The sequence below is a fragment of the Lysinibacillus sp. C5.1 genome (assembly GCF_016350185.1).
In the GTDB taxonomy this organism is placed as follows: domain Bacteria; phylum Bacillota; class Bacilli; order Bacillales_A; family Planococcaceae; genus Lysinibacillus; species Lysinibacillus sphaericus.
Genome location: NZ_CP066226.1, coordinates 3,572,030 through 3,594,352 on the forward strand (window position 1 = coordinate 3,572,030; position 22,323 = coordinate 3,594,352).

Here is a 22,323-nt window from a genome sequence, read left to right on the forward strand (position 1 = left end):
TTTCCGCAGCGTTAAGGTCAAGGGGATATTTATATAAGTCTGCCGAAAGGGAAAAATAAAAAGATCTGTGTCCACTTCACCCAGGAACAGATCTTAGAAGTTGCTTATAATATTTGGCTAACTTTTTAGAGTAGCTCAGTACAGTTAGGTTAATCCCCCGCACTTAGATAATATTGATACTTATTCGTATCTATTTTATGTCTTAATTTTTTTTGAAAAAATTGTTGGTTACTCGCTGTAATTGGAAATAACCCGATAACCGGATGAATATTTGAAAGATGCAATATTTCTCTATATTCCTCTATTGAAAAGTCAGTTAGTATTTCCTCACCTACTACGGTATCTTCATTAATTGGCGTCCACATTATCATTCTTTCGATGTTCTCTTCATTGATATAAAATGGAGAAACCATTTCTTCTACAAATAAATTGTTTTCCCGAGCAAATTGTAATGGTTCCTCTTGATAATTATTTGTTCCAATAAACATATAATAGTCATCTCCAAAATGCACAAAAAAATCTAAAGTTATGAAATGACAATATATGAAACCTCTTAATACCATTTTAGAAATAAGAGGGATTTGATCAATCGATACTTCTTGATCATCTTTTAATTGAAAATTGTCTAATTTTTCATCATACAATTGATTATACAGAGCACAATTACTATCTACATCAATATAAGTCATGTTAATCATTGTTAATGATTTTATATGATTGACCTCTAAAAACTTCATGATTGTATTAATATAGGCTGTTTCGACCTTTAAATATTTTTCTAATGTAAAAGTTTCACCATTAATTGTCTTCCCAATGTGAGCTGGGCTTGTCCATTCCAATTTCTTCGTGTAATGCCCTTCATTATTTCTGAAGTCAGGATTATATTTCGTTATCCTCCATTGATATTTTATGTGATTATTCACTTTTATCACCTCTTCCTTTATCATAAACTGTACAAATACCCCAGTTTTGTTCACATTCTTTAGAAGAAAATGCTATAGAATCTAAGCTAGCTTCTTTAGAACTGCACCCTATGAGAAATATTGATAATAACAAGAAGATCGGATAAAAGTATCTAATTTCTATTAAATCTCCTAACTAATTAAATGTATGAAAATTCCGTTAATTCAAAAGTTAAGTCTACATCTTGTAAACACATATATTTTAATTCCTACTAAAAGCTAAATATTGAGATATTCCGTATATAAGTAAAAATATTTTATAAAATGGATAAATAATTTGCAAGAATTAATATAAAAAAGCATCTCAGTATCCAAGACGCTCACCTTTCCTATTTAGCATACTTCCCATGCCACACTATATTTCTGTAGTTTTCTACGTCTGTGTCTCCCTCCGTACTAACAAACAATATCTTTGACTTTGGATTGAGCTGTAAAGCGACCTTTAAATCATAGTAATCCTCATTTGTCATTAATTCATAAAAACATCCAAATGGCGCTGCTCCTGATTCTCCTGCAACAATACGATTATCCGCTCCAAGTGGATTTCCCAAGACGCGCATACCCGTTGCAGCTACTCTCTCACTACAACTAATACTTACCTTTGTATATGTTTTTAAAATATCCCAAGCGATAGGATTAGGCTCCCCACATGCTAAGCCAGCCATAATGGTTTGCATTTCTCCACCGACAGTAACAAACTGTCCAATACCTCGGTTAAAACTCTCATAGAAGCAATTAGCTGCATCAGGTTCGATTAAAACAAATGTTAGTTGTTGTCCATAATATTGTTGTAAAAAAGCGACTATAGCTCCTGCAAATGAACCTACACCTGCCTGTAAAAATACATGGGTCGGTGCTTCTTGCAGATGGTCAACAATCTCTTTTGCCAATGTTGTATAGCCTTGCATAATCCATAATGGAATCTCTTCGTACCCTTCCCACATTGTATCCTGTATCACTATCCAGCCATTATCCTCTGCAAGCTGTGAGGTATACCTTACCGTTTCATCATAATTCATTGAAGTGATTTCTGCATATGCGCCCTCATTTTTAATATTTTGCAAGCGCTCTTCCGCACTACCAGCAGGCATATAAATTCGCGCCTTACAGCCAAGTTCCCTTGCTGCCCAAGCAACCCCGCGCCCATGATTGCCATCTGTCGTTGAAATAAAGGTACAGTTGCCTAATTTTTCTTTCACTTCAGGTAGTTTTAATTGTTCAAAAGACAATTCATCAATATTTTGATCTAGCAATTTCGCAACATATTTGCCAATCGCATAAATACCACCTAACACCTTAAACGCATTTAAACCAAAGCGATAGGATTCATCTTTAACAAAAATCTTACTGACCCCGAGATGCATTGCTAAAGCATCTAAATCATGTATAGGTGTTTTTTCAAAATTTTCATATGTATGATGGAATCTTTCCACACAATTAACCTGTTCTACTGTAAAATTTTGCAGTAAATCTTTACATTGTTGTAAGTTCTCTTGCAAAAGAAATTGCCGATTATACACCCATCTTAAATTTTCGCTCATTCGTATGATCCCCCTTTATAATTACTTATACCTATATTACCTAATATTGCTATTAAAGAGAATCATCATTGTATTCATAAATAGACAATGGGAAACGATGCACTCTCAATTTTTCAATCTAGCAAAAAAAACGCAGTAAATGTGTAATCACATTTACTGCGTTTTAGTATGACCCCTACGGGATTCGAACCCGTGTTACCGCCGTGAAAGGGCGGTGTCTTAACCACTTGACCAAGGGGCCAATGGCGGAGAAGGAGGGATTTGAACCCTCGCGCCGGTTACCCGACCTACACCCTTAGCAGGGGCGCCTCTTCAGCCTCTTGAGTACTTCCCCATAAATAAAAAAATGGCTCCGAAGGCAGGACTCGAACCTGCGACAACCTGATTAACAGTCAGGTGCTACTACCAACTGAGCTACTTCGGAATAATGGTGGGCCTAAATGGACTCGAACCATCGACCTCACGCTTATCAGGCGTGCGCTCTAACCAGCTGAGCTATAGGCCCATTGGAGCGGGTGATGGGAATCGAACCCACGACATCAGCTTGGAAGGCTGAGGTTTTACCATTAAACTACACCCGCGTATATGGTGGGTCAGGACGGAATCGAACCGCCGACACTTAGAGCTTCAATCTAATGCTCTACCAACTGAGCTACTGACCCATATACTTTTACTGAACCTATTTTAAAATGGCGGTCCCGACCGGGATCGAACCGGCGATCTCCTGCGTGACAGGCAGGCATGTTAACCGCTACACCACGGGACCATTTGGTTGCGGGGGCTGGATTTGAACCAACGACCTTCGGGTTATGAGCCCGACGAGCTACCACTGCTCCACCCCGCGATAATATGTTTATTCACTTCGAGTTTTTTGTACACCATTTACTAAAATTAAAACTGGAGGAGGTAGAGGGATTCGAACCCCCGCGCGGTGTTACCCGCCTGTCGGTTTTCAAGACCGATCCCTTCAGCCAGACTTGGGTATACCTCCGTACTATTATATAAATGGTGGACCTTGCAGGACTCGAACCTGCGACCGGACGGTTATGAGCCGTCTGCTCTAACCAACTGAGCTAAAGGTCCTTTAAGATGGCGGCAGAGGGGATCGAACCCCCGACCTTACGGGTATGAACCGTACGCTCTAGCCAGCTGAGCTACGCCGCCAGGATCTTTATACTGGTTATAAATTATGGTGGAGCCTAGCGGGATCGAACCGCTGACCTCCTGCGTGCAAGGCAGGCGCTCTCCCAGCTGAGCTAAGGCCCCATAAATTACAGATTTTTGGAAATGGTCGGGAAGACAGGATTCGAACCTGCGACCCCTTGGTCCCAAACCAAGTGCTCTACCAAGCTGAGCTACTTCCCGTTCATTTATTGGCGCGCCCGGCAGGAGTCGAACCCACAACCTTCTGATCCGTAGTCAGACGCTCTATCCAATTGAGCTACGGGCGCTTGATAAAAAATGGTGCCGAGGGCCGGAATCGAACCGGCACGGTAGTCACCTACCGCAGGATTTTAAGTCCTGTGCGTCTGCCAGTTCCGCCACCCCGGCACATTTGGAGCGGAAGACGAGGTTCGAACTCGCGACCCCCACCTTGGCAAGGTGGTGTTCTACCACTGAACTACTTCCGCATGTGCATAAGATTATTTATCCTGGCAATTATATAAATTCAAATAAAATGGTGCGGGTGAAGGGAGTCGAACCCCCACGCCTCGCGGCGCTAGATCCTAAGTCTAGTGCGTCTGCCAATTCCGCCACACCCGCATTTTATTGTTGGCAATTAAAAATGGTGAGCCATGAAGGACTCGAACCTTCGACCCTCTGATTAAAAGTCAGATGCTCTACCAACTGAGCTAATGGCTCAAAAAAATGGTGCCGGCTATAGGAATCGAACCCACGACCTACTGATTACAAGTCAGTTGCTCTACCTGCTGAGCTAAACCGGCATATGGTGGAGGATGACGGGCTCGAACCGCCGACCCTCTGCTTGTAAGGCAGATGCTCTCCCAGCTGAGCTAATCCTCCTGGGTATTATGCCTAGCGACGTCCTACTCTCACAGGGGGAAGCCCCCAACTACCATCGGCGCTAAAGAGCTTAACTTCCGTGTTCGGTATGGGAACGGGTGTGACCTCTTTGCCATCATCACTAGACTATATTTCGACTTTCAATACAAAGTATTACTGCATTAGCTTTATGCGTTTGGTCAGTTGCGTACTAGAGTAAGCTTCTTCCTTCTCTCAACCGCTTTTGCGAATAGCTTTTATCTCGAAACTCTTATGTATTTCGTTTTGAAGTTGTTTACCTGTCCTTCAAGACAAGAATTATTGTATAACGTTTATCTAGAGAATGCAACACTTTTTTATAAAAAAAAAGAAATTATTACTTTTTAAAGATATTTTTGTTATGTGAGAGAATTTATCGCTCTACTAACCATTATAGCAATTGTTTTTCCAAAAGAAAACATTTTATTTACACAAATCAATAAAATAGTTAAATTGTCGACAAAGAGATGTATATTTTTAACGAACGCTACTACTGTTTCTTTAATGGTGTGCTCGTTTGCATCGCTATGGGAGAGGTAGCTTTTACGCCTTTGCAACAATAAAATTATAGATGGCTTTTGCAGTTATCACTTAAAGCCCATGCTTACTAGTAACGTCAAGAAGCAATTTATTAGAACAAAGAAGCCTTTAATTTTTACAGGAAGTGATTTATCAGAAAAATTAAAGGCTTTTTTCAATACCTAATTTATTTTAGAATGTTAGACAATGCAAAGGTTAATTGATCAATTTCTTCAAATGTTGTTGTTGGTCCAAATGATATTCTAAAAAACTGTCGTGCTTCCTCCATTGTATAACCCATTGATATAATTGCTTTTGTGCCAGATTCACTGTGTATATCACAAGCACTACCAGTTGAAATACAAATACCGGCTTCGTTTAATTTGAGTAACACGTATTGCCCTTCCACTTTGTCCATCATCAAACCACATATATTAGGTAGTTGCCTCACACACTCAATTAATCGACAAGCTGGTGGTAAATGGCTTTGTAGATATTGACGCAACAATTCATAATGTTGACGCTCAAAATGATAGTTTTCAATGGCTGTCGCAAAAGCCACAATGGCAGGTGTATCTAATGTTCCACCACGTAAACCACGTTCATGTGTTACGCCGGGTGTTAAAGACGGCACTCGAATTTGAGGATTTACAAATATTGCCCCACATCCTTTTGGCCCTCCTATTTTATGGGCAGAAATGGTAATTGCATCTACATTTGCACCAAAAGAAGTAGTTGGTAGCTTACAAAAGGACTGTACACAATCTACATGAAAAAATATATTTTGACTGTTTGCTATTAAAGCAATTTCTTCCACTGGTTGGATAGAGCCTATTTCAGAATTTACATGTTGAATTGTTATTAATGCTGTATCCTCTTTTATAGCCTCTCGTACCTGATTGACTTGAATACACCCATCCAGTTGTAAAGGTAATTTTGTAACGGAATAACCCATTTTCTCAAGTGTATTCAATGCTGCATGGACAGACGTATGCTCAGCTTGCGATGAAATTATATGCTTGCCTTTTTTTGAAGCTAAAGCCAGTGATAAAATCGATAGTAAATTCCCTTCTGTTCCGCTTCCAGTAAAAATAATCCCATCACTTTTAACGCCGAGTTTTCTTGCTACGATAGCTCTCGCCTGTTCTACAAAGTAATTTGCTTGTCCTCCTAAATCATGCAAACTTGCACTATTTCCATAATAACGTTTTGCCACTTCACAATAAGCTTCAAGTGCTTTATTCGACATTGGAGATGTTGCTGCATAATCCATGTAAATCATCTAATTCTCCCTTTCTAGTCATCAAGTCTTGTTTTCCTTTTTATTTTATGTAAAGATATGTGTCAAGACAACTGTAAAGAAGGTAGACCTATGGATGTAAAGACAGACATACTCATTATTGGTAGTGGCATTGCATCACTTCAAGCAGCACGACTACTTGGACAGTATTTTCAAGTACAGATTGTTACGAAATCCTCTGTTAAAATGAGTAGCTCTTATCGTGCACAAGGAGGCATAGCTGCCGTTACTAGTCCTGAAGATCATACAAATTTGCATATTGCTGATACATTAGCTGCCGGTGAATGCCATCACGAGAAAAAATTTGTTGAAACACTTATAAAAGATGGTTCTACCATTATGAGGCAATTTCTCTTAGAGGGATTGCCCATCGATCGGCAAGAAACCGGTGAACCGGCACTTGGCTTAGAAGGAGCCCATAGTCATCATCGTATTTTACATGCTGGGGGCGATAGGACTGGTCAAATATTGATTGATTACTTACTTAAACACCTACCGCCAAATATTTCTATTCATTGCAATGAATTGGCTTTTGAATTGATGTTAAACAGCAATGGCGCGTGTATTGGCGTCATGACAAAGGGTGAAGAAGGATTAAAACGTTACTTTGCCCATCATGTCATTCTTGCTACAGGTGGTGCAGGTGCTCTTTATCCAAGCACTTCTAACTATGCAACGAATACGGGAGATGGTATTGCATTAGCATATCGCGCAGGCGCTGCCATCAGTGATATGGAATTTATGCAATTTCATCCAAGTTTATTATGGTGTGATGGCGAGGCTAAAGGATTGGTTTCTGAAGCTGTTCGAGGCGCTGGAGGTATTTTTGTTAATGCACAGCGTGAACCTATTATGACAGGTGTACATCCACTGCTAGATTTAGCACCACGTCATGTTACTGCCCACACATTATATACAAAGCGCGCATCTGGGCAAGAAACATTTATTGATATTACAAACATTCAGCACTTTGAAGAGAAATTCCCTACGATTACAAAACTTTGCATTGACAACGGTATTGATTTACAAAATGGCCTAATCCCTGTAGCACCAGGAAGTCATTTCTTAATGGGCGGCGTTATAGCTGATGACATGGGAAGAACTACGATTGCAAACCTATATGCTGTCGGCGAAGTTGCTTGTACGGGCGTTCATGGTGCAAATCGTTTAGCAAGCAATTCATTACTGGAAGGCATCACATTCGGCCAAAAGATGGCTCAATATATCATACAAACTGGTTGCAACCAAACGAATTTCACGCTTGCTGCTGCAAAATATCAACAGTCGATGCCCCCATTATTACCGAAAGAGCAATTACAACAAGCAATGATGCATACATTAGGCATCGTGCGAAACCCTATCGATATGCAACTTTTTGTAGAGCAATTGCCTTCATTACAAGATTTACTTCAAGTGAATGTGATGAATTTCAATGCACAGCACCTTGAACTCTACATGATGCATATTGTTGCTTCGCTGATGGGGCATGCGGCTCTTACACGAACAGAAACTCGTGGCGCTCATATTCGCAACGATACGCCTAACAGTGAAACAGACTGGGCACAGCGCTGGATTATTTTTCAACAAGGACAAATGAAAGTGAGGAATTCAATGTATGAATATCATCAAACTCGAGGAAATGCTCAAGCAATTTTTTAATGAAGATATAGGAGATGGGGATTTATCAAGCGAACTTATCTTTTCAATCGAGCAAACCGGTTCCTTTTCCTTTTATGCAAAAGATAGTGGTATTTTTTGCGGAACACCTATTATCGAACATGGTTTTCGGTTACTCGATTCTTCCATGCAGATCACAATGCATAAAAATGACGGTGATGCCGTGAAATATGGTGATATTCTTGCAGTTATTAAAGGACCTCTACAGAAATTATTGATAGGAGAACGAGTGATTTTAAATCTTATTCAGCGCATGTCCGCCATCGCCACAGCAGCCAATAGAGCTGTTCAGGAAACAGCAGGAACTTCTGCGAAAATTTGCGATACACGCAAAACGATTCCTGGCTTAAGGATGCTTGATAAATATGCTGTACGTATAGGTGGTGCCTATAATCATCGAAGTGGCTTATACGATGCGATTATGCTTAAGGATAATCATATTGCTTTTGCTGGTAGTATTACAGAAGCCGTACAAACCGCTCGTAAAAAAATTGGGCATACAGTAAAAATCGAAGTAGAGATTGAAACAAAAGCCCAGTTAGATGAAGCCATTGCCGCAGGTGCAGACATTATTATGTTCGATAATTGTACGCCTGAAGAAATAGCAGCTTGGATTCAATACGTTCCAACACATATTGCCACTGAAGCTTCTGGTGGCATTACATTAGAAAATTTACATGTTTATGCAAAGTCAGGTATTCAGTGGATTTCACTGGGTGCACTAACGCATTCAGTAAAAGCCTTTGATATAAGTGCACTTGTACAAATGAAAGGAGAGCATACACTTGTCCATCACTAGTCTACTACAACAAACTTCATTACTTCCTGAGCATTACCGCACATTATCAACGACCGAAATGGAGTCTCGAATTTTAGCTATTAAAAAGAAACTAGGTAAGAAGCTTTTTATTCCTGGACATCATTATCAAAAAGATGAAGTGATTCAATTTGCTGATGCCACAGGAGATTCCTTACAGCTTGCTCAAATTTCTGCTGCTAATACAGAAGCAGAACATATCGTTTTTTGTGGAGTACATTTTATGGCAGAGACAGCTGATATGCTCACGACTGAAAAACAACATGTTTACTTACCTGATATGCGTGCAGGTTGTTCCATGGCAGATATGGCTGATATTTATCAAACAGAGCAGGCTTGGCCTATTTTACAACAACTTTTTGGTAATACAATATTGCCGTTAACATATGTAAATTCGACTGCAGCCATTAAAGCATTTACGGGACGTCACGGTGGGGCTTGCGTAACCTCCTCTAATGCTAAAGAAATGGTAACATGGGCTTTTTCACAAAAGCAGCGTATTTTATTTTTACCAGATCAGCATTTGGGCAGAAACACTGCTTTTGACTTAGGTGTTCCACTAGAAAGTATGGCGGTTTGGAACCCTCATACAAATACACTTGAAACAGACCAATCTCCAGAAAATATCAAAGTCATATTGTGGAAAGGACACTGTTCGGTGCATGAAGGTTTTACAGTACAACATACTGCTAAGGTTCGTCAAACATATCCAAATATGCGCATTATTGTTCATCCTGAATGTAGCCGTGAAGTAGTTGCTGCTGCAGATGATGCAGGCTCTACAAAATATATTCTCGATACGATTAATAACGCCCCAAGCGGCTCGGCGTGGGCAATCGGAACAGAAATGAATCTAGTAAATCGCATTATTCAACAACATCCTGATAAAAATATAATCTCTTTAAACGAAAACTTTTGCCCTTGTCTTACAATGAATCGAATCGACCTTCCACATCTACTTTGGTCACTTGAAAGTATTGACCAAGGTAAGCCACATAATCGCATTCAAGTGGATGCGTCAACGGCTGAAGAAGCTCGTAGCTCTCTTGAAAGAATGCTATCACGTAGTTAACAAAAAATCGTCTACCGTTAAATCGGTAGACGATTTTTAAAATGATCTAGACAAAAAAACACAGTCGATATGATTGCTCATATCGACTGTGTTTTAGTATGACCCCTACGGGATTCGAACCCGTGTTACCGCCGTGAAAGGGCGGTGTCTTAACCGCTTGACCAAGGGGCCAATGGCGGAGAAGGAGGGATTTGAACCCTCGCGCCGGTTACCCGACCTACACCCTTAGCAGGGGCGCCTCTTCAGCCTCTTGAGTACTTCCCCATAAATAAAAAAATGGCTCCGAAGGCAGGACTCGAACCTGCGACAACCTGATTAACAGTCAGGTGCTACTACCAACTGAGCTACTTCGGAATAATGGTGGGCCTAAATGGACTCGAACCATCGACCTCACGCTTATCAGGCGTGCGCTCTAACCAGCTGAGCTATAGGCCCATTGGAGCGGGTGATGAGAATCGAACTCACGACATCAGCTTGGAAGGCTGAGGTTTTACCATTAAACTACACCCGCGTATATGGTGGGTCAGGACGGAATCGAACCGCCGACACTTAGAGCTTCAATCTAATGCTCTACCAACTGAGCTACTGACCCATATACTTTTACTGAACCTATTTTAAAATGGCGGTCCCGACCGGGATCGAACCGGCGATCTCCTGCGTGACAGGCAGGCATGTTAACCGCTACACCACGGGACCATTTGGTTGCGGGGGCTGGATTTGAACCAACGACCTTCGGGTTATGAGCCCGACGAGCTACCACTGCTCCACCCCGCGATAATATGTTTATTCACTTCGAGTTTTTTGTACACCATTTACTAAAATTAAAACTGGAGGAGGTAGAGGGATTCGAACCCCCGCGCGGTGTTACCCGCCTGTCGGTTTTCAAGACCGATCCCTTCAGCCAGACTTGGGTATACCTCCGTACTATTATATAAATGGTGGACCTTGCAGGACTCGAACCTGCGACCGGACGGTTATGAGCCGTCTGCTCTAACCAACTGAGCTAAAGGTCCTTTAAGATGGCGGCAGAGGGGATCGAACCCCCGACCTTACGGGTATGAACCGTACGCTCTAGCCAGCTGAGCTACGCCGCCAGGATCTTTATACTGGTTATAAATTATGGTGGAGCCTAGCGGGATCGAACCGCTGACCTCCTGCGTGCAAGGCAGGCGCTCTCCCAGCTGAGCTAAGGCCCCATAAATTACAGTTTTTTGGAAATGGTCGGGAAGACAGGATTCGAACCTGCGACCCCTTGGTCCCAAACCAAGTGCTCTACCAAGCTGAGCTACTTCCCGTTTATTTATTGGCGCGCCCGGCAGGAGTCGAACCCACAACCTTCTGATCCGTAGTCAGACGCTCTATCCAATTGAGCTACGGGCGCTTGATAAAAAATGGTGCCGAGGGCCGGAATCGAACCGGCACGGTAGTCACCTACCGCAGGATTTTAAGTCCTGTGCGTCTGCCAGTTCCGCCACCCCGGCACATTTGGAGCGGAAGACGAGGTTCGAACTCGCGACCCCCACCTTGGCAAGGTGGTGTTCTACCACTGAACTACTTCCGCATGTGCATAAGATTATTTATCCTGGCAATTATATAAATTCAAATAAAATGGTGCGGGTGAAGGGAGTCGAACCCCCACGCCTCGCGGCGCTAGATCCTAAGTCTAGTGCGTCTGCCAATTCCGCCACACCCGCAATTTATTGTTGGCAATTAAAAATGGTGAGCCATGAAGGACTCGAACCTTCGACCCTCTGATTAAAAGTCAGATGCTCTACCAACTGAGCTAATGGCTCGAAAAAATGGTGCCGGCTATAGGAATCGAACCCACGACCTACTGATTACAAGTCAGTTGCTCTACCTGCTGAGCTAAACCGGCATATGGTGGAGGATGACGGGCTCGAACCGCCGACCCTCTGCTTGTAAGGCAGATGCTCTCCCAGCTGAGCTAATCCTCCTGGGTATTATGCCTAGCGACGTCCTACTCTCGCAGGGGGAAGCCCCCAACTACCATCGGCGCTAAAGAGCTTAACTTCCGTGTTCGGTATGGGAACGGGTGTGACCTCTTTGCCATCATCACTAGACTATATTCGACCTCCATTACACGGCGTATTACTGCGTCAGCTTCTCTCGTTCAATCACTCACGTACAAAGGTACGCTCCTTCAATCACTCGTTTGCTTCCTTGTTCTACTTGTGTCTTGAAGCTCTCACGGCTTTCAATATACATCGTATTTCTTTGTCAGCTTCATTCGTTCAGTCAGTCACGTACAGACGTACGCTCCTTCCTTCTCTCAATCGCTTCCGGGAACTACTCGTATCTTGAAACCCTTTTATGAAAGATTGTTCTTTCAAAACTGGATAAACGGTGCATTGAATGTTTCAAACTTTTGGTTAAGTCCTCGATCGATTAGTATTCGTCAGCTCCATGTGTCACCACACTTCCACCTCGAACCTATCTACCTCATCGTCTTTGAGGGATCTTACTTACTTGCGTAATGGGAAATCTCATCTTGAGGGGGGCTTCATGCTTAGATGCTTTCAGCACTTATCCCGTCCACACATAGCTACCCAGCGATGCCTTTGGCAAGACAACTGGTACACCAGCGGTGTGTCCATCCCGGTCCTCTCGTACTAAGGACAGCTCCTCTCAAATTTCCTACGCCCACGACGGATAGGGACCGAACTGTCTCACGACGTTCTGAACCCAGCTCGCGTACCGCTTTAATGGGCGAACAGCCCAACCCTTGGGACCGACTACAGCCCCAGGATGCGATGAGCCGACATCGAGGTGCCAAACCTCCCCGTCGATGTGGACTCTTGGGGGAGATAAGCCTGTTATCCCCGGGGTAGCTTTTATCCGTTGAGCGATGGCCCTTCCATGCGGAACCACCGGATCACTAAGCCCGTCTTTCGACCCTGCTCGACTTGTAGGTCTCGCAGTCAAGCTCCCTTGTGCCTTTACACTCTACGAATGATTTCCAACCATTCTGAGGGAACCTTTGGGCGCCTCCGTTACCTTTTAGGAGGCGACCGCCCCAGTCAAACTGTCCGCCTGACACTGTCTCCTGCCCCGCTAAGGGGCATGGGTTAGAATTTCAATACAACCAGGGTAGTATCCCACCGACGCCTCCTTCGAAGCTGGCGCTCCGAGATCTCTGGCTCCTACCTATCCTGTACAAGTTGTACCAAAATTCAATATCAGGCTACAGTAAAGCTCCACGGGGTCTTTCCGTCCTGTCGCGGGTAACCTGCATCTTCACAGGTACTATAATTTCACCGAGTCTCTCGTTGAGACAGTGCCCAGATCGTTACGCCTTTCGTGCGGGTCGGAACTTACCCGACAAGGAATTTCGCTACCTTAGGACCGTTATAGTTACGGCCGCCGTTTACTGGGGCTTCAATTCGCAGCTTCGCTTGCGCTAACCACTCCTCTTAACCTTCCAGCACCGGGCAGGCGTCAGCCCCTATACGTCACCTTACGGTTTTGCAGAGACCTGTGTTTTTGCTAAACAGTCGCCTGGGCCTATTCACTGCGGCTCTCATGCGCTTGCACGCTCAAGAGCACCCCTTCTCCCGAAGTTACGGGGTCATTTTGCCGAGTTCCTTAACGAGAGTTCTCTCGCACACCTTAGGATTCTCTCCTCGACTACCTGTGTCGGTTTGCGGTACGGGCACCTCTCACCTCGATAGAGGCTTTTCTTGGCAGTGTGAAATCAGGAACTTCGTCCATACGGACTCGCCATCACAGCTCAACGTTACAGTGTGCGGATTTGCCTACACACACGCCTTACTGCTTGGACGCGCACAACCAACGGCGCGCTTACCCTATCCTACTGCGTCCCCCCATTTCTCAAACGGTGAGGAGGTGGTACAGGAATATCAACCTGTTGTCCATCGCCTACGCCTATCGGCCTCGGCTTAGGTCCCGACTAACCCTGAGCGGACGAGCCTTCCTCAGGAAACCTTAGTCATACGGTGGACGGGATTCTCACCCGTCTTTCGCTACTCATACCGGCATTCTCACTTCTAAGCGCTCCACCAGTCCTTCCGGTCTGACTTCAACGCACTTAGAACGCTCTCCTACCACTGACATCGTAGATGTCAATCCACAGCTTCGGTGAATCGTTTAGCCCCGATACATTTTCGGCGCAGCGTCACTCGACCAGTGAGCTATTACGCACTCTTTAAATGATGGCTGCTTCTAAGCCAACATCCTGGTTGTCTGTGCAACGCCACATCCTTTTCCACTTAACGATTACTTTGGGACCTTAGCTGGTGGTCTGGGCTGTTTCCCTTTTGACTACGGATCTTATCACTCGCAGTCTGACTCCCGTGTATAAATATCTGGCATTCGGAGTTTGTCTGAATTCGGTAAACCGGGATGGCCCCCTAGTCCAAACAGTGCTCTACCTCCAGTATTCTCATCACGAGGCTAGCCCTAAAGCTATTTCGGAGAGAACCAGCTATCTCCAAGTTCGATTGGAATTTCTCCGCTACCCACACCTCATCCCCGCACTTTTCAACGTGCGTGGGTTCGGGCCTCCAGTAAGTGTTACCTCACCTTCACCCTGGACATGGGTAGATCACCTGGTTTCGGGTCTACGACCACGTACTAATTCGCCCTATTCAGACTCGCTTTCGCTGCGGCTCCGCCTTCTAAAGCTTAACCTCGCACGTAATCGTAACTCGCCGGTTCATTCTACAAAAGGCACGCTATCACCCATTAACGGGCTCTAACTACTTGTAGGCACACGGTTTCAGGATCTCTTTCACTCCCCTTCCGGGGTGCTTTTCACCTTTCCCTCACGGTACTGGTTCACTATCGGTCACTAGGTAGTATTTAGCCTTGGGAGATGGTCCTCCCGGATTCCGACGGAATTTCACGTGTTCCGCCGTACTCAGGATCCACTCTGGAGGGAACGAACTTTCGACTACAGGGCTTTTACCTGCTCTGGCGGACCTTTCCAAGTCGCTTCATCTAACTCATTCCTTTGTAACTCCGTATAGAGTGTCCTACAACCCCAAGAGGCAAGCCTCTTGGTTTGGGCTCTTCCCGTTTCGCTCGCCGCTACTCAGGGAATCGATTTTTCTTTCTCTTCCTCCAGGTACTTAGATGTTTCAGTTCCCTGGGTCTGCCTTCAAGACGCTATGTATTCACGTCAAGATACTACGCGATTAAACGTAGTGGGTTCCCCCATTCGGAAATCTCCGGATCAAAGCTCACTTACAGCTCCCCGAAGCATATCGGTGTTAGTGCCGTCCTTCTTCGGCTCCTAGTGCCAAGGCATTCGCCGTGCGCCCTTAATAACTTAACCTATCGGCTTCCAATCCACTGCGCATTTCGTTGTCAGCTTCTCTCGTTCAATCAGTCACGTACGTAAGTACGCTCCTTCATTCACTCGTTCACTTCCTAGAACTGCTTGTGTCTTGAAACCCTATTTCGTTATTAAGCCTATAAAAAACTTAAAAAAATAAATGTGTTTGTTACAATTTCAATGTCGTTTTATCCAGTTTTCAAAGAACAAATTCACTACCTGTTTCTACTTCTTCGCAAATTTGCGACGAAAGCGTAGCGACAGGAGCACAGTTTTGAAGTATTTCATCGTAATGATGAACCTTCAAAACTGAACGCAAAACGTAATCTTACAAACCCAAGGTTTGTATTCCGAAAATATCCTTAGAAAGGAGGTGATCCAGCCGCACCTTCCGATACGGCTACCTTGTTACGACTTCACCCCAATCATCTATCCCACCTTCGGCGGCTGGCTCCAAAAGGTTACCTCACCGACTTCGGGTGTTACAAACTCTCGTGGTGTGACGGGCGGTGTGTACAAGGCCCGGGAACGTATTCACCGCGGCATGCTGATCCGCGATTACTAGCGATTCCGGCTTCATGTAGGCGAGTTGCAGCCTACAATCCGAACTGAGAACGACTTTATCGGATTAGCTCCCTCTCGCGAGTTGGCAACCGTTTGTATCGTCCATTGTAGCACGTGTGTAGCCCAGGTCATAAGGGGCATGATGATTTGACGTCATCCCCACCTTCCTCCGGTTTGTCACCGGCAGTCACCTTAGAGTGCCCAACTAAATGATGGCAACTAAGATCAAGGGTTGCGCTCGTTGCGGGACTTAACCCAACATCTCACGACACGAGCTGACGACAACCATGCACCACCTGTCACCGTTGTCCCCGAAGGGAAAACCATATCTCTACAGTGGTCAACGGGATGTCAAGACCTGGTAAGGTTCTTCGCGTTGCTTCGAATTAAACCACATGCTCCACCGCTTGTGCGGGCCCCCGTCAATTCCTTTGAGTTTCAGTCTTGCGACCGTACTCCCCAGGCGGAGTGCTTAATGCGTTAGCTGCAGCACTAAGGGGCGGAAACCCCCTAACACTTAGCACTCATCGTTTACGGCGTGGACTACCAGGGTATCTAATCCTGTTTGCTCCCCACGCTTTCGCGCCTCAGTGTCAGTTACAGACCAGATAGTCGCCTTCGCCACTGGTGTTCCTCCAAATCTCTACGCATTTCACCGCTACACTTGGAATTCCACTATCCTCTTCTGCACTCAAGTCTCCCAGTTTCCAATGACCCTCCACGGTTGAGCCGTGGGCTTTCACATCAGACTTAAGAAACCACCTGCGCGCGCTTTACGCCCAATAATTCCGGACAACGCTTGCCACCTACGTATTACCGCGGCTGCTGGCACGTAGTTAGCCGTGGCTTTCTAATAAGGTACCGTCAAGGTACAGCCAGTTACTACTGTACTTGTTCTTCCCTTACAACAGAGTTTTACGAACCGAAATCCTTCTTCACTCACGCGGCGTTGCTCCATCAGGCTTTCGCCCATTGTGGAAGATTCCCTACTGCTGCCTCCCGTAGGAGTCTGGGCCGTGTCTCAGTCCCAGTGTGGCCGATCACCCTCTCAGGTCGGCTACGCATCGTTGCCTTGGTGAGCCGTTACCTCACCAACTAGCTAATGCGCCGCGGGCCCATCCTATAGCGACAGCGAGATGCCGTCTTTCAGTATTGTCCCATGAGGGACAATAGATTATTCGGTATTAGCCCCGGTTTCCCGGAGTTATCCCAAACTATAGGGTAGGTTGCCCACGTGTTACTCACCCGTCCGCCGCTAACGTCAAAGGAGCAAGCTCCTTCTCTGTTCGCTCGACTTGCATGTATTAGGCACGCCGCCAGCGTTCGTCCTGAGCCAGGATCAAACTCTCCATAAAAGAAATTTGATTAGCTCAAATTGTTTTGCTGGCATCAATTTTGATGTCCAAAATTTTGTTTCGTTCACTAACGAAGTTAGCTAGTAAAAACTATATTGATTACGTTTTGCTTGTTCAGTTTTCAAGGTTCATTTATTTTCGCTTGTTTTCAGCGACTTTATTATCATAACTTGTATTCAACAAGAAGTCAACAACTTTTAAATTTCTTTTTTCATGTCGTCCTTCTTGTTAAGGACAAGTAATAATATATAATATAGCAATATAAAAATCAAGCTTTTTTCTTAAAAAACTTTAAAATCTTTTTATCATCCACTACAAACAGTAGAATCCCTGCTATTACAATGCATCCACCAATGATTTGTGTAGCGATTAAATACTCTTTTAAAAAAATAAAAGCTAATACGGCCGCTCCAATTGGTTCAAATAATATAGCAATTGATACAACATTCGTACTAACATATTTAATAGACCAATTAAATAAAGTATGACCTAATAAATTAGGGACAATTGCCAATAAAATAAACCACATCCAATCCATAGACGAATACGGACCGAATGATTCCCCCTTTAATAAAACATAGAAAAACAATGTAATCGTACTTACTGCGTAAACAATCATTGTATAAGTCACAAGTGATAATCGCTTTCGTACATCTTGCCCAAATAGTAAGTATATTGTAATAAGTGCACAAGCAATTAATGCAAGCATATCCCCATAGAAAGCAGATCCACTTAGTTTAAAATCACCCCAGCTTATTAACACACTGCCAACAATGGCAATAGCCCCCGCGAAAATAGTTTTCACAGTAATTGCCTCTTTAAAGAAAAAGTATGTACCTACAAACGCAAAAAGTGGTTGAAGTGTCACAAGCACAGTTGAGCTTGCAACAGATGTGTAATTTAGTGACTCAAACCACAAAATAAAGTGAAAAGCTAAAAAAACACCCGCTATAGAAGAAAAACACCAATCACGAATAGATAGCTGTTTTAATTCATTGGTATATTTCAAAAAAAATAGTGGTGCCATAATTATGACAGAAAACAACATACGATAAAAAGCAATAACACCAGCATCCGCAGTTGCTAATTTCACAAAAATAGCAGATAAAGATACTGATATAACACCTATGAAAATTGGAATATATGGATGAATCTTCGGTTCACTCATTGAATCCACCTCCATAAAAAAAACTTATACTTCATTACTTGCGTGATGTACAATACAAAAAAGTAATGTACATATAATAATGACAGCTTGCATATCTCTTAGCAATACGAAATAACAATGGAGGGTTGCGTTTGGAAACATTATTGGAGAATATGATTACATATGAAGTTGGAATAAAATTAGTGATTGCAGCCACATTAAGTTTAGTAATCGGTATTGAAAGGGAATTAAAAAAGAAACCTGTTGGATTAAAAACAAGTTTAGTGATTGCTACATTTAGTTGCTTACTAACTATTATTTCTATCGAGACTGCATACTCAACACCTCCAAGGGGAGATATAAACATTACAATGGATCCCCTTCGTTTAGCAGCACAAGTAGTTAGTGGCATCGGATTTCTTGGGGCAGGTGTCATTTTAAGACGCGGTAATGATAGCATTTCTGGTTTAACGACTGCAGCTATGATCTGGGGAGCTGCTGGCATTGGGATTGCTGTTGGCGCAGGCTTTTATATGGATGCAACACTAGCTGTTATTATCATTGTTTTTGGCATCGAAGTGTTATCTCCTTTTCTTATGAAAATTGGACCAAAACGAATTCGGATGCGAGAAGTATCATTAAAGGTTCAGATTGATAATGATGACCATACAGAATCATTTCTTCTTTTTTTAAAGGAAAACAACATTGTAATTGAAAATATTCGTATTAAAGATATACCAATGGCGAATAATCAAGTATTACACGAATTAGATTTCCGTTTATCGTTAATTGTCTCAGATAACTTACTGTCGTTTTATCGTTCATTACGTACCTTACCTTATATTGAAAAAATAGAAATGGAAATTTTAAACTAGTTGGAGGACTCTATGACAGAAATATTAAAACTATTAAAAGACGGTAATAAACCCTCCCTTATGGCTGCATTTGTAAACACCTTTTTAGGAATCATTAAAGGGATTGCTTTTTTCTTCACAGGCAATGTGGCTATGTTTGCCGAAATGATGCATTCCCTTGGTGATGCTGCAAACCAATTTTTCGTCTATATCGGCTCCGCCCTTTCGAAAAAAGCACCTACAAAGCAATTCCCAGGAGGCTTTGGTCGAATTGTTAATCTTGTATGCTTATTCGCCGTAATTATTGTAGCCATCCTATCTTATGAGACGATTAAGGAAGGCTGGCATCATTTTATGCATCCTTCAGGTGAATCGAAAGGAATGTTTATTGCACTTGGTGTGTTGTTTATTGGGATTGTATTAGAAGGTACGGTTCTTGCAAAAGCAGCAGTCGAGGTGCTACATGAGGCTGGACAAGAAAAGGCTGGCCTAGCTTCTATTGCAAAAGCATTTACGTATTTAAAACGTGCAAAACCTGCCACTAAATTAGTTTTTATGGAAGATTTAGTAGCTACTGGTGGTAACGTTTTAGCCTTTGCCGCCATCTTAATTGCACATTTTACTGGTTGGGCGAGAATTGAAGGACTTGTGTCAATTATTATTGGCTGTATGATGTTTTATGTAGTTGGCAAGGTATTCCTAGATAACGCACGTGGTGTTATCGGTGAAACGGATGAGGAAATGCTGAATCATATTGCTCACCTTGTAATGGATAACCCAAATATTAAAGATATCGTTCGTTTAGAAGTGATGAAAGAAGGAGAATTTCTACATGTAGAGCTTGTGGCAGAAGCAGACCCGAATTTATCCCTTGCTTATTTAGATGATGTACGTGACCATTTAACAGAAGTACTTCTAAGTCAAAAAGGCGTATCAAAAGTAGCCATTTTATTTGATGAGGATGATGGTAGATTAAATTGGCAACATGTTGGAGAACGTCCTACAAAAGAACAATAAACAAATAGCCAATTGCCAACGTTAGGCAGTTGGCTATTTAGTATAAGAATACGTACAAAGTTCTATCATTGACAAAAGCATTTAACCTTCTATGAGACAATTACATAATCCGTAATCATAAAAGTTAATAGCATTCTTAAACAGATCATTTTTTGTATGCCATCCTGTTGAATTATAATTTTTGAGAATTCTAATGTAGCCAGACGATTGGCTAAATCAAATTCTTCAGCATTTGTTAACGGCTCTCCGTCTGGACGACACCCTAAAACAAAATTACCCGCATAGGAATCTTTTAGTACATTCGGATGCATCGATTTATAATGCACTTCGGTAATGGCATCTTCATCATTCATAAGATTATGCGCTACTAAATAATGTTTCAAAGCCCCTTTTAAATCAATTGCAATCGCCGTTTCAGCTAAAATCGTTCGATAATATACTAGCACGATTTCAGCATCTTCTATATTCGGCGTTACCTCTAGCATTATTTCTCCAGAAGGACGAACGTAAAGTTGTACAATCGCTTCCCTTTGACCATCAGTTAATGTGATCGTCGTTTGTCCATATCGCATGCTTTTAAAAAATATACGATTGTCGACTACATATCCTGCGGCAATTTGATCATTGTCCATTCGTAACGCAGTCGCTTCAATTCCTAATACTTCGATACAATTTTTCAGTTCGTAAATATTCGGCTGAAAAAAATGACTCTCACAGTGCATCGTAATATGATTTTCAATCAATTGTTTTAACATTCTCTCTACATCCCCTGTCAATTCAAAAATGATTACATTCATTTTAAAAAAATTACCTGAACAAATTCTGAACAATTTTGACAATTAACCCAAATAATAGACAGGCGTTTGTAATTGATTTTATGTAATGAGTAAAATAAAAAAGATGTATCAAAAGTGATAACCTCACTTTTCGATACATCTTTTACTGTCACACTATAACCTAACGTGCATTTTGTAAAATTGTACGTACATCTTTTTCCTGCAACTTATTGAAGTTGCCAAAAGGTCCGTTTTCCATGGCATGTTCAACAATTTGATCGAATTTAGCATCGTCAATATCATAATCGGCTAAACGATTAGGTGCACCTAAAGATGTCCAAAATGCCGATAGACGATCAATCCCCTCATGGGCAACTTCCTCGGTTGTCTTTCCAGTTGCATCAACACCAAAGACACGTGTCGCAATACCCGCAAAGCGCTCAGGATTAACCGATACGTTTAGACGCATCCAATGTGGTTGCAAAATTGCTAAACCACCCGCATGCGGGATATCATAAATGGCAGATACGGCATGTTCAATATTGTGCGAAGCCCAATCCCCTTGGGAACCAATTGATAAAAAGCCATTTAAACCAATTGTTCCTGCTAGTAAAATCGTTTCACGTAATGTCACATTCTCTAAATCTTCGATAAGTTTAGGGGCCGTGCTAATTACTGTTCGTAATACACCTTCACACATTTCATCAGTAATGGGTGTATTGGTCGCATTATGGAAGTATTGTTCAAAGACATGGGACATCATATCCACTATACCGTAAACTGTATGATTTTTCGGCACAGTCACTGTGTATGCTGGATTTAAAATAGAAAACTTAGGGAAGACAGCTGGGCTACCCCAACTGAATTTTTCTTCCGTTGAAGCGTTCGTAATAACCGAACCGGAATTCATTTCAGAGCCTGTTGCAGCTAAGGTTAACACTGTTCCTAACGGTAATGCATCTTTCACAATAAATTTTCTTTTAACAATATCCCATGCGTCCCCGTCATATTTTGCCCCGGCTACTATTAATTTGGAGCAGTCAATAACAGAACCACCACCAACAGCGAGCACAAGGTCAATCCCTTCTTTTTTACAAATCTCTATGCCTAGACGAGCTGTCTCTACACGTGGATTTGGCTCAACACCGCTCAATTCAAAAATGGACTTACCCGCTTCTTGTAATTTCTCAATGACAGCATTATATACACCATTCTTTTTAATGCTACCTCCGCCATAAACAACTAGCACCTTCTGTCCGAACTGCGCTAATTCTTTCGGTAATTTTTCCAACGCATCTTCACCAAAATGTAACTTCACTGGATTATAAAATGTAAATGAATTCATGGAAATCGCCCCTTTCTAGT

At 42.7% G+C, this 22,323-nt stretch carries 11 protein-coding genes, 40 tRNA genes and 4 rRNA genes; 5 read left to right on the forward strand and 50 right to left on the reverse strand.

Annotated elements, in window-relative coordinates; genetic code table 11:
- Positions 1-149: 149 nt before the first annotated feature.
- From I5435_RS17395 to I5435_RS17510, 24 genes are all read right to left on the reverse strand, one after another.
- Complete coding sequence (locus I5435_RS17395; protein WP_108030006.1) at positions 150-923, reverse strand: DUF7683 domain-containing protein; 774 nt, start codon at positions 921-923, stop codon at positions 150-152.
- A gap of 368 nt (positions 924-1,291) precedes the next feature.
- Positions 1,292-2,503 (reverse strand): diaminopropionate ammonia-lyase, encoded by a 1,212-nt coding sequence (gene dpaL, locus I5435_RS17400; RefSeq protein WP_337982674.1) that lies wholly within the window; start codon positions 2,501-2,503, stop codon positions 1,292-1,294.
- A 169-nt stretch (positions 2,504-2,672) separates the two neighbouring features.
- Positions 2,673-2,744, reverse strand: a tRNA-Glu gene (locus I5435_RS17405).
- A 2-nt stretch (positions 2,745-2,746) separates the two neighbouring features.
- Positions 2,747-2,837, reverse strand: a tRNA-Ser gene (locus I5435_RS17410).
- Positions 2,838-2,850: 13 nt separating this feature from the next.
- Positions 2,851-2,927: transfer RNA gene (locus I5435_RS17415), tRNA-Asn, on the reverse strand.
- Positions 2,928-2,931: 4 nt separating this feature from the next.
- A tRNA-Ile gene (locus tag I5435_RS17420) sits at positions 2,932-3,008 on the reverse strand.
- Positions 3,009-3,010: 2 nt separating this feature from the next.
- Positions 3,011-3,084 (reverse strand) — tRNA-Gly (locus I5435_RS17425).
- A gap of 5 nt (positions 3,085-3,089) precedes the next feature.
- A tRNA-Phe gene (locus I5435_RS17430) sits at positions 3,090-3,165 on the reverse strand.
- Positions 3,166-3,193: 28 nt separating this feature from the next.
- Positions 3,194-3,269 (reverse strand) — tRNA-Asp (locus I5435_RS17435).
- Between the two features lie 3 nt (positions 3,270-3,272).
- A tRNA-Met gene (locus I5435_RS17440) sits at positions 3,273-3,347 on the reverse strand.
- A 54-nt stretch (positions 3,348-3,401) separates the two neighbouring features.
- A tRNA-Ser gene (locus I5435_RS17445) sits at positions 3,402-3,494 on the reverse strand.
- 15 nt (positions 3,495-3,509) lie between these two features.
- Positions 3,510-3,586: transfer RNA gene (locus I5435_RS17450), tRNA-Ile, on the reverse strand.
- A 7-nt stretch (positions 3,587-3,593) separates the two neighbouring features.
- Positions 3,594-3,667, reverse strand: a tRNA-Met gene (locus tag I5435_RS17455).
- A gap of 26 nt (positions 3,668-3,693) precedes the next feature.
- Positions 3,694-3,769: transfer RNA gene (locus I5435_RS17460), tRNA-Ala, on the reverse strand.
- A 22-nt stretch (positions 3,770-3,791) separates the two neighbouring features.
- Positions 3,792-3,868, reverse strand: a tRNA-Pro gene (locus tag I5435_RS17465).
- Positions 3,869-3,877: 9 nt separating this feature from the next.
- A tRNA-Arg gene (locus I5435_RS17470) sits at positions 3,878-3,954 on the reverse strand.
- An 11-nt stretch (positions 3,955-3,965) separates the two neighbouring features.
- A tRNA-Leu gene (locus tag I5435_RS17475) sits at positions 3,966-4,054 on the reverse strand.
- Positions 4,055-4,059: 5 nt separating this feature from the next.
- Positions 4,060-4,134, reverse strand: a tRNA-Gly gene (locus I5435_RS17480).
- 48 nt (positions 4,135-4,182) lie between these two features.
- Positions 4,183-4,267: transfer RNA gene (locus I5435_RS17485), tRNA-Leu, on the reverse strand.
- 23 nt (positions 4,268-4,290) lie between these two features.
- A tRNA-Lys gene (locus I5435_RS17490) sits at positions 4,291-4,366 on the reverse strand.
- Between the two features lie 7 nt (positions 4,367-4,373).
- Positions 4,374-4,449, reverse strand: a tRNA-Thr gene (locus tag I5435_RS17495).
- A 3-nt stretch (positions 4,450-4,452) separates the two neighbouring features.
- Positions 4,453-4,528: transfer RNA gene (locus tag I5435_RS17500), tRNA-Val, on the reverse strand.
- A gap of 10 nt (positions 4,529-4,538) precedes the next feature.
- Positions 4,539-4,654, reverse strand: a 5S ribosomal RNA gene (gene rrf, locus I5435_RS17505).
- Between the two features lie 598 nt (positions 4,655-5,252).
- A complete protein-coding gene (locus I5435_RS17510; RefSeq protein ID WP_108031409.1) occupies positions 5,253-6,338 on the reverse strand; it encodes a cysteine desulfurase family protein in 1,086 nt (361 codons plus the stop codon).
- Positions 6,339-6,437: 99 nt separating this feature from the next.
- Here I5435_RS17510 and nadB point away from each other — a divergent pair, with 99 nt between their 5' ends.
- From nadB to nadA, 3 genes are read left to right on the forward strand one after another with little or no spacing between them, the layout of a single operon-like run.
- The gene (gene nadB / locus I5435_RS17515; RefSeq protein ID WP_108031402.1) at positions 6,438-8,024 is read left to right on the forward strand and encodes an L-aspartate oxidase; all 1,587 of its coding nucleotides are present in this window, start codon (positions 6,438-6,440) and stop codon (positions 8,022-8,024) included.
- Positions 7,981-8,841: a carboxylating nicotinate-nucleotide diphosphorylase gene (gene nadC / locus I5435_RS17520; RefSeq protein ID WP_108031405.1), complete on the forward strand. Its 861-nt coding sequence runs from the start codon at positions 7,981-7,983 to the stop codon at positions 8,839-8,841. Before nadB ends, nadC begins: the two co-directional genes overlap by 44 nt.
- Positions 8,828-9,931 (forward strand): quinolinate synthase NadA, encoded by a 1,104-nt coding sequence (gene nadA, locus I5435_RS17525; protein ID WP_337982675.1) that lies wholly within the window; start codon positions 8,828-8,830, stop codon positions 9,929-9,931. The genes nadC and nadA overlap by 14 nt, the downstream gene beginning before the upstream one ends.
- Positions 9,932-10,030: 99 nt before the next feature.
- Here nadA and I5435_RS17530 read toward each other — a convergent pair.
- From I5435_RS17530 to I5435_RS17645, 24 genes are all read right to left on the reverse strand, one after another.
- Positions 10,031-10,102: transfer RNA gene (locus I5435_RS17530), tRNA-Glu, on the reverse strand.
- A gap of 2 nt (positions 10,103-10,104) precedes the next feature.
- A tRNA-Ser gene (locus I5435_RS17535) sits at positions 10,105-10,195 on the reverse strand.
- Positions 10,196-10,208: 13 nt separating this feature from the next.
- Positions 10,209-10,285: transfer RNA gene (locus I5435_RS17540), tRNA-Asn, on the reverse strand.
- 4 nt (positions 10,286-10,289) lie between these two features.
- Positions 10,290-10,366 (reverse strand) — tRNA-Ile (locus I5435_RS17545).
- A gap of 2 nt (positions 10,367-10,368) precedes the next feature.
- A tRNA-Gly gene (locus I5435_RS17550) sits at positions 10,369-10,442 on the reverse strand.
- 5 nt (positions 10,443-10,447) lie between these two features.
- Positions 10,448-10,523, reverse strand: a tRNA-Phe gene (locus I5435_RS17555).
- Between the two features lie 28 nt (positions 10,524-10,551).
- A tRNA-Asp gene (locus I5435_RS17560) sits at positions 10,552-10,627 on the reverse strand.
- A gap of 3 nt (positions 10,628-10,630) precedes the next feature.
- Positions 10,631-10,705, reverse strand: a tRNA-Met gene (locus I5435_RS17565).
- Positions 10,706-10,759: 54 nt separating this feature from the next.
- A tRNA-Ser gene (locus I5435_RS17570) sits at positions 10,760-10,852 on the reverse strand.
- Positions 10,853-10,867: 15 nt separating this feature from the next.
- Positions 10,868-10,944, reverse strand: a tRNA-Ile gene (locus tag I5435_RS17575).
- A 7-nt stretch (positions 10,945-10,951) separates the two neighbouring features.
- A tRNA-Met gene (locus I5435_RS17580) sits at positions 10,952-11,025 on the reverse strand.
- A gap of 26 nt (positions 11,026-11,051) precedes the next feature.
- Positions 11,052-11,127, reverse strand: a tRNA-Ala gene (locus tag I5435_RS17585).
- A 22-nt stretch (positions 11,128-11,149) separates the two neighbouring features.
- Positions 11,150-11,226: transfer RNA gene (locus I5435_RS17590), tRNA-Pro, on the reverse strand.
- Between the two features lie 9 nt (positions 11,227-11,235).
- Positions 11,236-11,312, reverse strand: a tRNA-Arg gene (locus I5435_RS17595).
- 11 nt (positions 11,313-11,323) lie between these two features.
- Positions 11,324-11,412, reverse strand: a tRNA-Leu gene (locus I5435_RS17600).
- A 5-nt stretch (positions 11,413-11,417) separates the two neighbouring features.
- Positions 11,418-11,492 (reverse strand) — tRNA-Gly (locus I5435_RS17605).
- A 48-nt stretch (positions 11,493-11,540) separates the two neighbouring features.
- Positions 11,541-11,625, reverse strand: a tRNA-Leu gene (locus I5435_RS17610).
- Positions 11,626-11,648: 23 nt separating this feature from the next.
- A tRNA-Lys gene (locus I5435_RS17615) sits at positions 11,649-11,724 on the reverse strand.
- 7 nt (positions 11,725-11,731) lie between these two features.
- Positions 11,732-11,807 (reverse strand) — tRNA-Thr (locus I5435_RS17620).
- Positions 11,808-11,810: 3 nt separating this feature from the next.
- Positions 11,811-11,886: transfer RNA gene (locus I5435_RS17625), tRNA-Val, on the reverse strand.
- Between the two features lie 10 nt (positions 11,887-11,896).
- Positions 11,897-12,012, reverse strand: a 5S ribosomal RNA gene (gene rrf / locus I5435_RS17630).
- A 305-nt stretch (positions 12,013-12,317) separates the two neighbouring features.
- Positions 12,318-15,245: ribosomal RNA gene (locus I5435_RS17635) — 23S ribosomal RNA — on the reverse strand.
- 366 nt (positions 15,246-15,611) lie between these two features.
- Positions 15,612-17,164 (reverse strand): 16S ribosomal RNA (locus I5435_RS17640).
- Together the 16S, 23S and 5S rRNA genes with 20 tRNA genes alongside form the textbook arrangement of a ribosomal RNA operon.
- Positions 17,165-17,432: 268 nt before the next feature.
- Positions 17,433-18,332 (reverse strand): DMT family transporter, encoded by a 900-nt coding sequence (locus I5435_RS17645; protein ID WP_337982676.1) that lies wholly within the window; start codon positions 18,330-18,332, stop codon positions 17,433-17,435.
- A gap of 131 nt (positions 18,333-18,463) precedes the next feature.
- Here I5435_RS17645 and I5435_RS17650 point away from each other — a divergent pair, with 131 nt between their 5' ends.
- Positions 18,464-19,186: an MgtC/SapB family protein gene (locus tag I5435_RS17650; protein ID WP_024364890.1), complete on the forward strand. Its 723-nt coding sequence runs from the start codon at positions 18,464-18,466 to the stop codon at positions 19,184-19,186.
- Positions 19,187-19,198: 12 nt separating this feature from the next.
- Positions 19,199-20,182, forward strand: a complete 984-nt coding sequence (locus I5435_RS17655; protein ID WP_024364889.1) for a cation diffusion facilitator family transporter — start codon at positions 19,199-19,201, stop codon at positions 20,180-20,182.
- Between the two features lie 89 nt (positions 20,183-20,271).
- On the opposite strand, the gene I5435_RS17660 is transcribed toward I5435_RS17655, so the two are convergent.
- Together I5435_RS17660 and I5435_RS17665 are read right to left on the reverse strand one after the other, a co-directional pair.
- Positions 20,272-20,937: a hypothetical protein gene (locus tag I5435_RS17660; RefSeq protein WP_337982677.1), complete on the reverse strand. Its 666-nt coding sequence runs from the start codon at positions 20,935-20,937 to the stop codon at positions 20,272-20,274.
- A gap of 202 nt (positions 20,938-21,139) precedes the next feature.
- The gene (locus I5435_RS17665) at positions 21,140-22,303 is read right to left on the reverse strand and encodes an iron-containing alcohol dehydrogenase (protein ID WP_025220375.1); all 1,164 of its coding nucleotides are present in this window, start codon (positions 22,301-22,303) and stop codon (positions 21,140-21,142) included.
- Positions 22,304-22,323: the final 20 nt, after the last annotated feature.

What these genes read in the sequence shown, in the direction of transcription:
- I5435_RS17665 (WP_025220375.1), bottom strand. Translation starts at nt 22,303, where the DNA reads ATGAATTCATTTACATTTTATAATCCAGTGAAGTTACATTTTGGTGAA.
- dpaL (WP_337982674.1), bottom strand. Translation starts at nt 2,503, where the DNA reads ATGAGCGAAAATTTAAGATGGGTGTATAATCGGCAATTTCTTTTGCAA.
- I5435_RS17645 (WP_337982676.1), bottom strand. Translation starts at nt 18,332, where the DNA reads ATGAGTGAACCGAAGATTCATCCATATATTCCAATTTTCATAGGTGTT.
- I5435_RS17510 (WP_108031409.1), bottom strand. Translation starts at nt 6,338, where the DNA reads ATGGATTATGCAGCAACATCTCCAATGTCGAATAAAGCACTTGAAGCT.
- I5435_RS17660 (WP_337982677.1), bottom strand. Translation starts at nt 20,937, where the DNA reads ATGTTAAAACAATTGATTGAAAATCATATTACGATGCACTGTGAGAGT.
- I5435_RS17655 (WP_024364889.1), top strand. Translation starts at nt 19,199, where the DNA reads ATGACAGAAATATTAAAACTATTAAAAGACGGTAATAAACCCTCCCTT.
- nadB (WP_108031402.1), top strand. Translation starts at nt 6,438, where the DNA reads ATGGATGTAAAGACAGACATACTCATTATTGGTAGTGGCATTGCATCA.
- nadC (WP_108031405.1), top strand. Translation starts at nt 7,981, where the DNA reads ATGAATATCATCAAACTCGAGGAAATGCTCAAGCAATTTTTTAATGAA.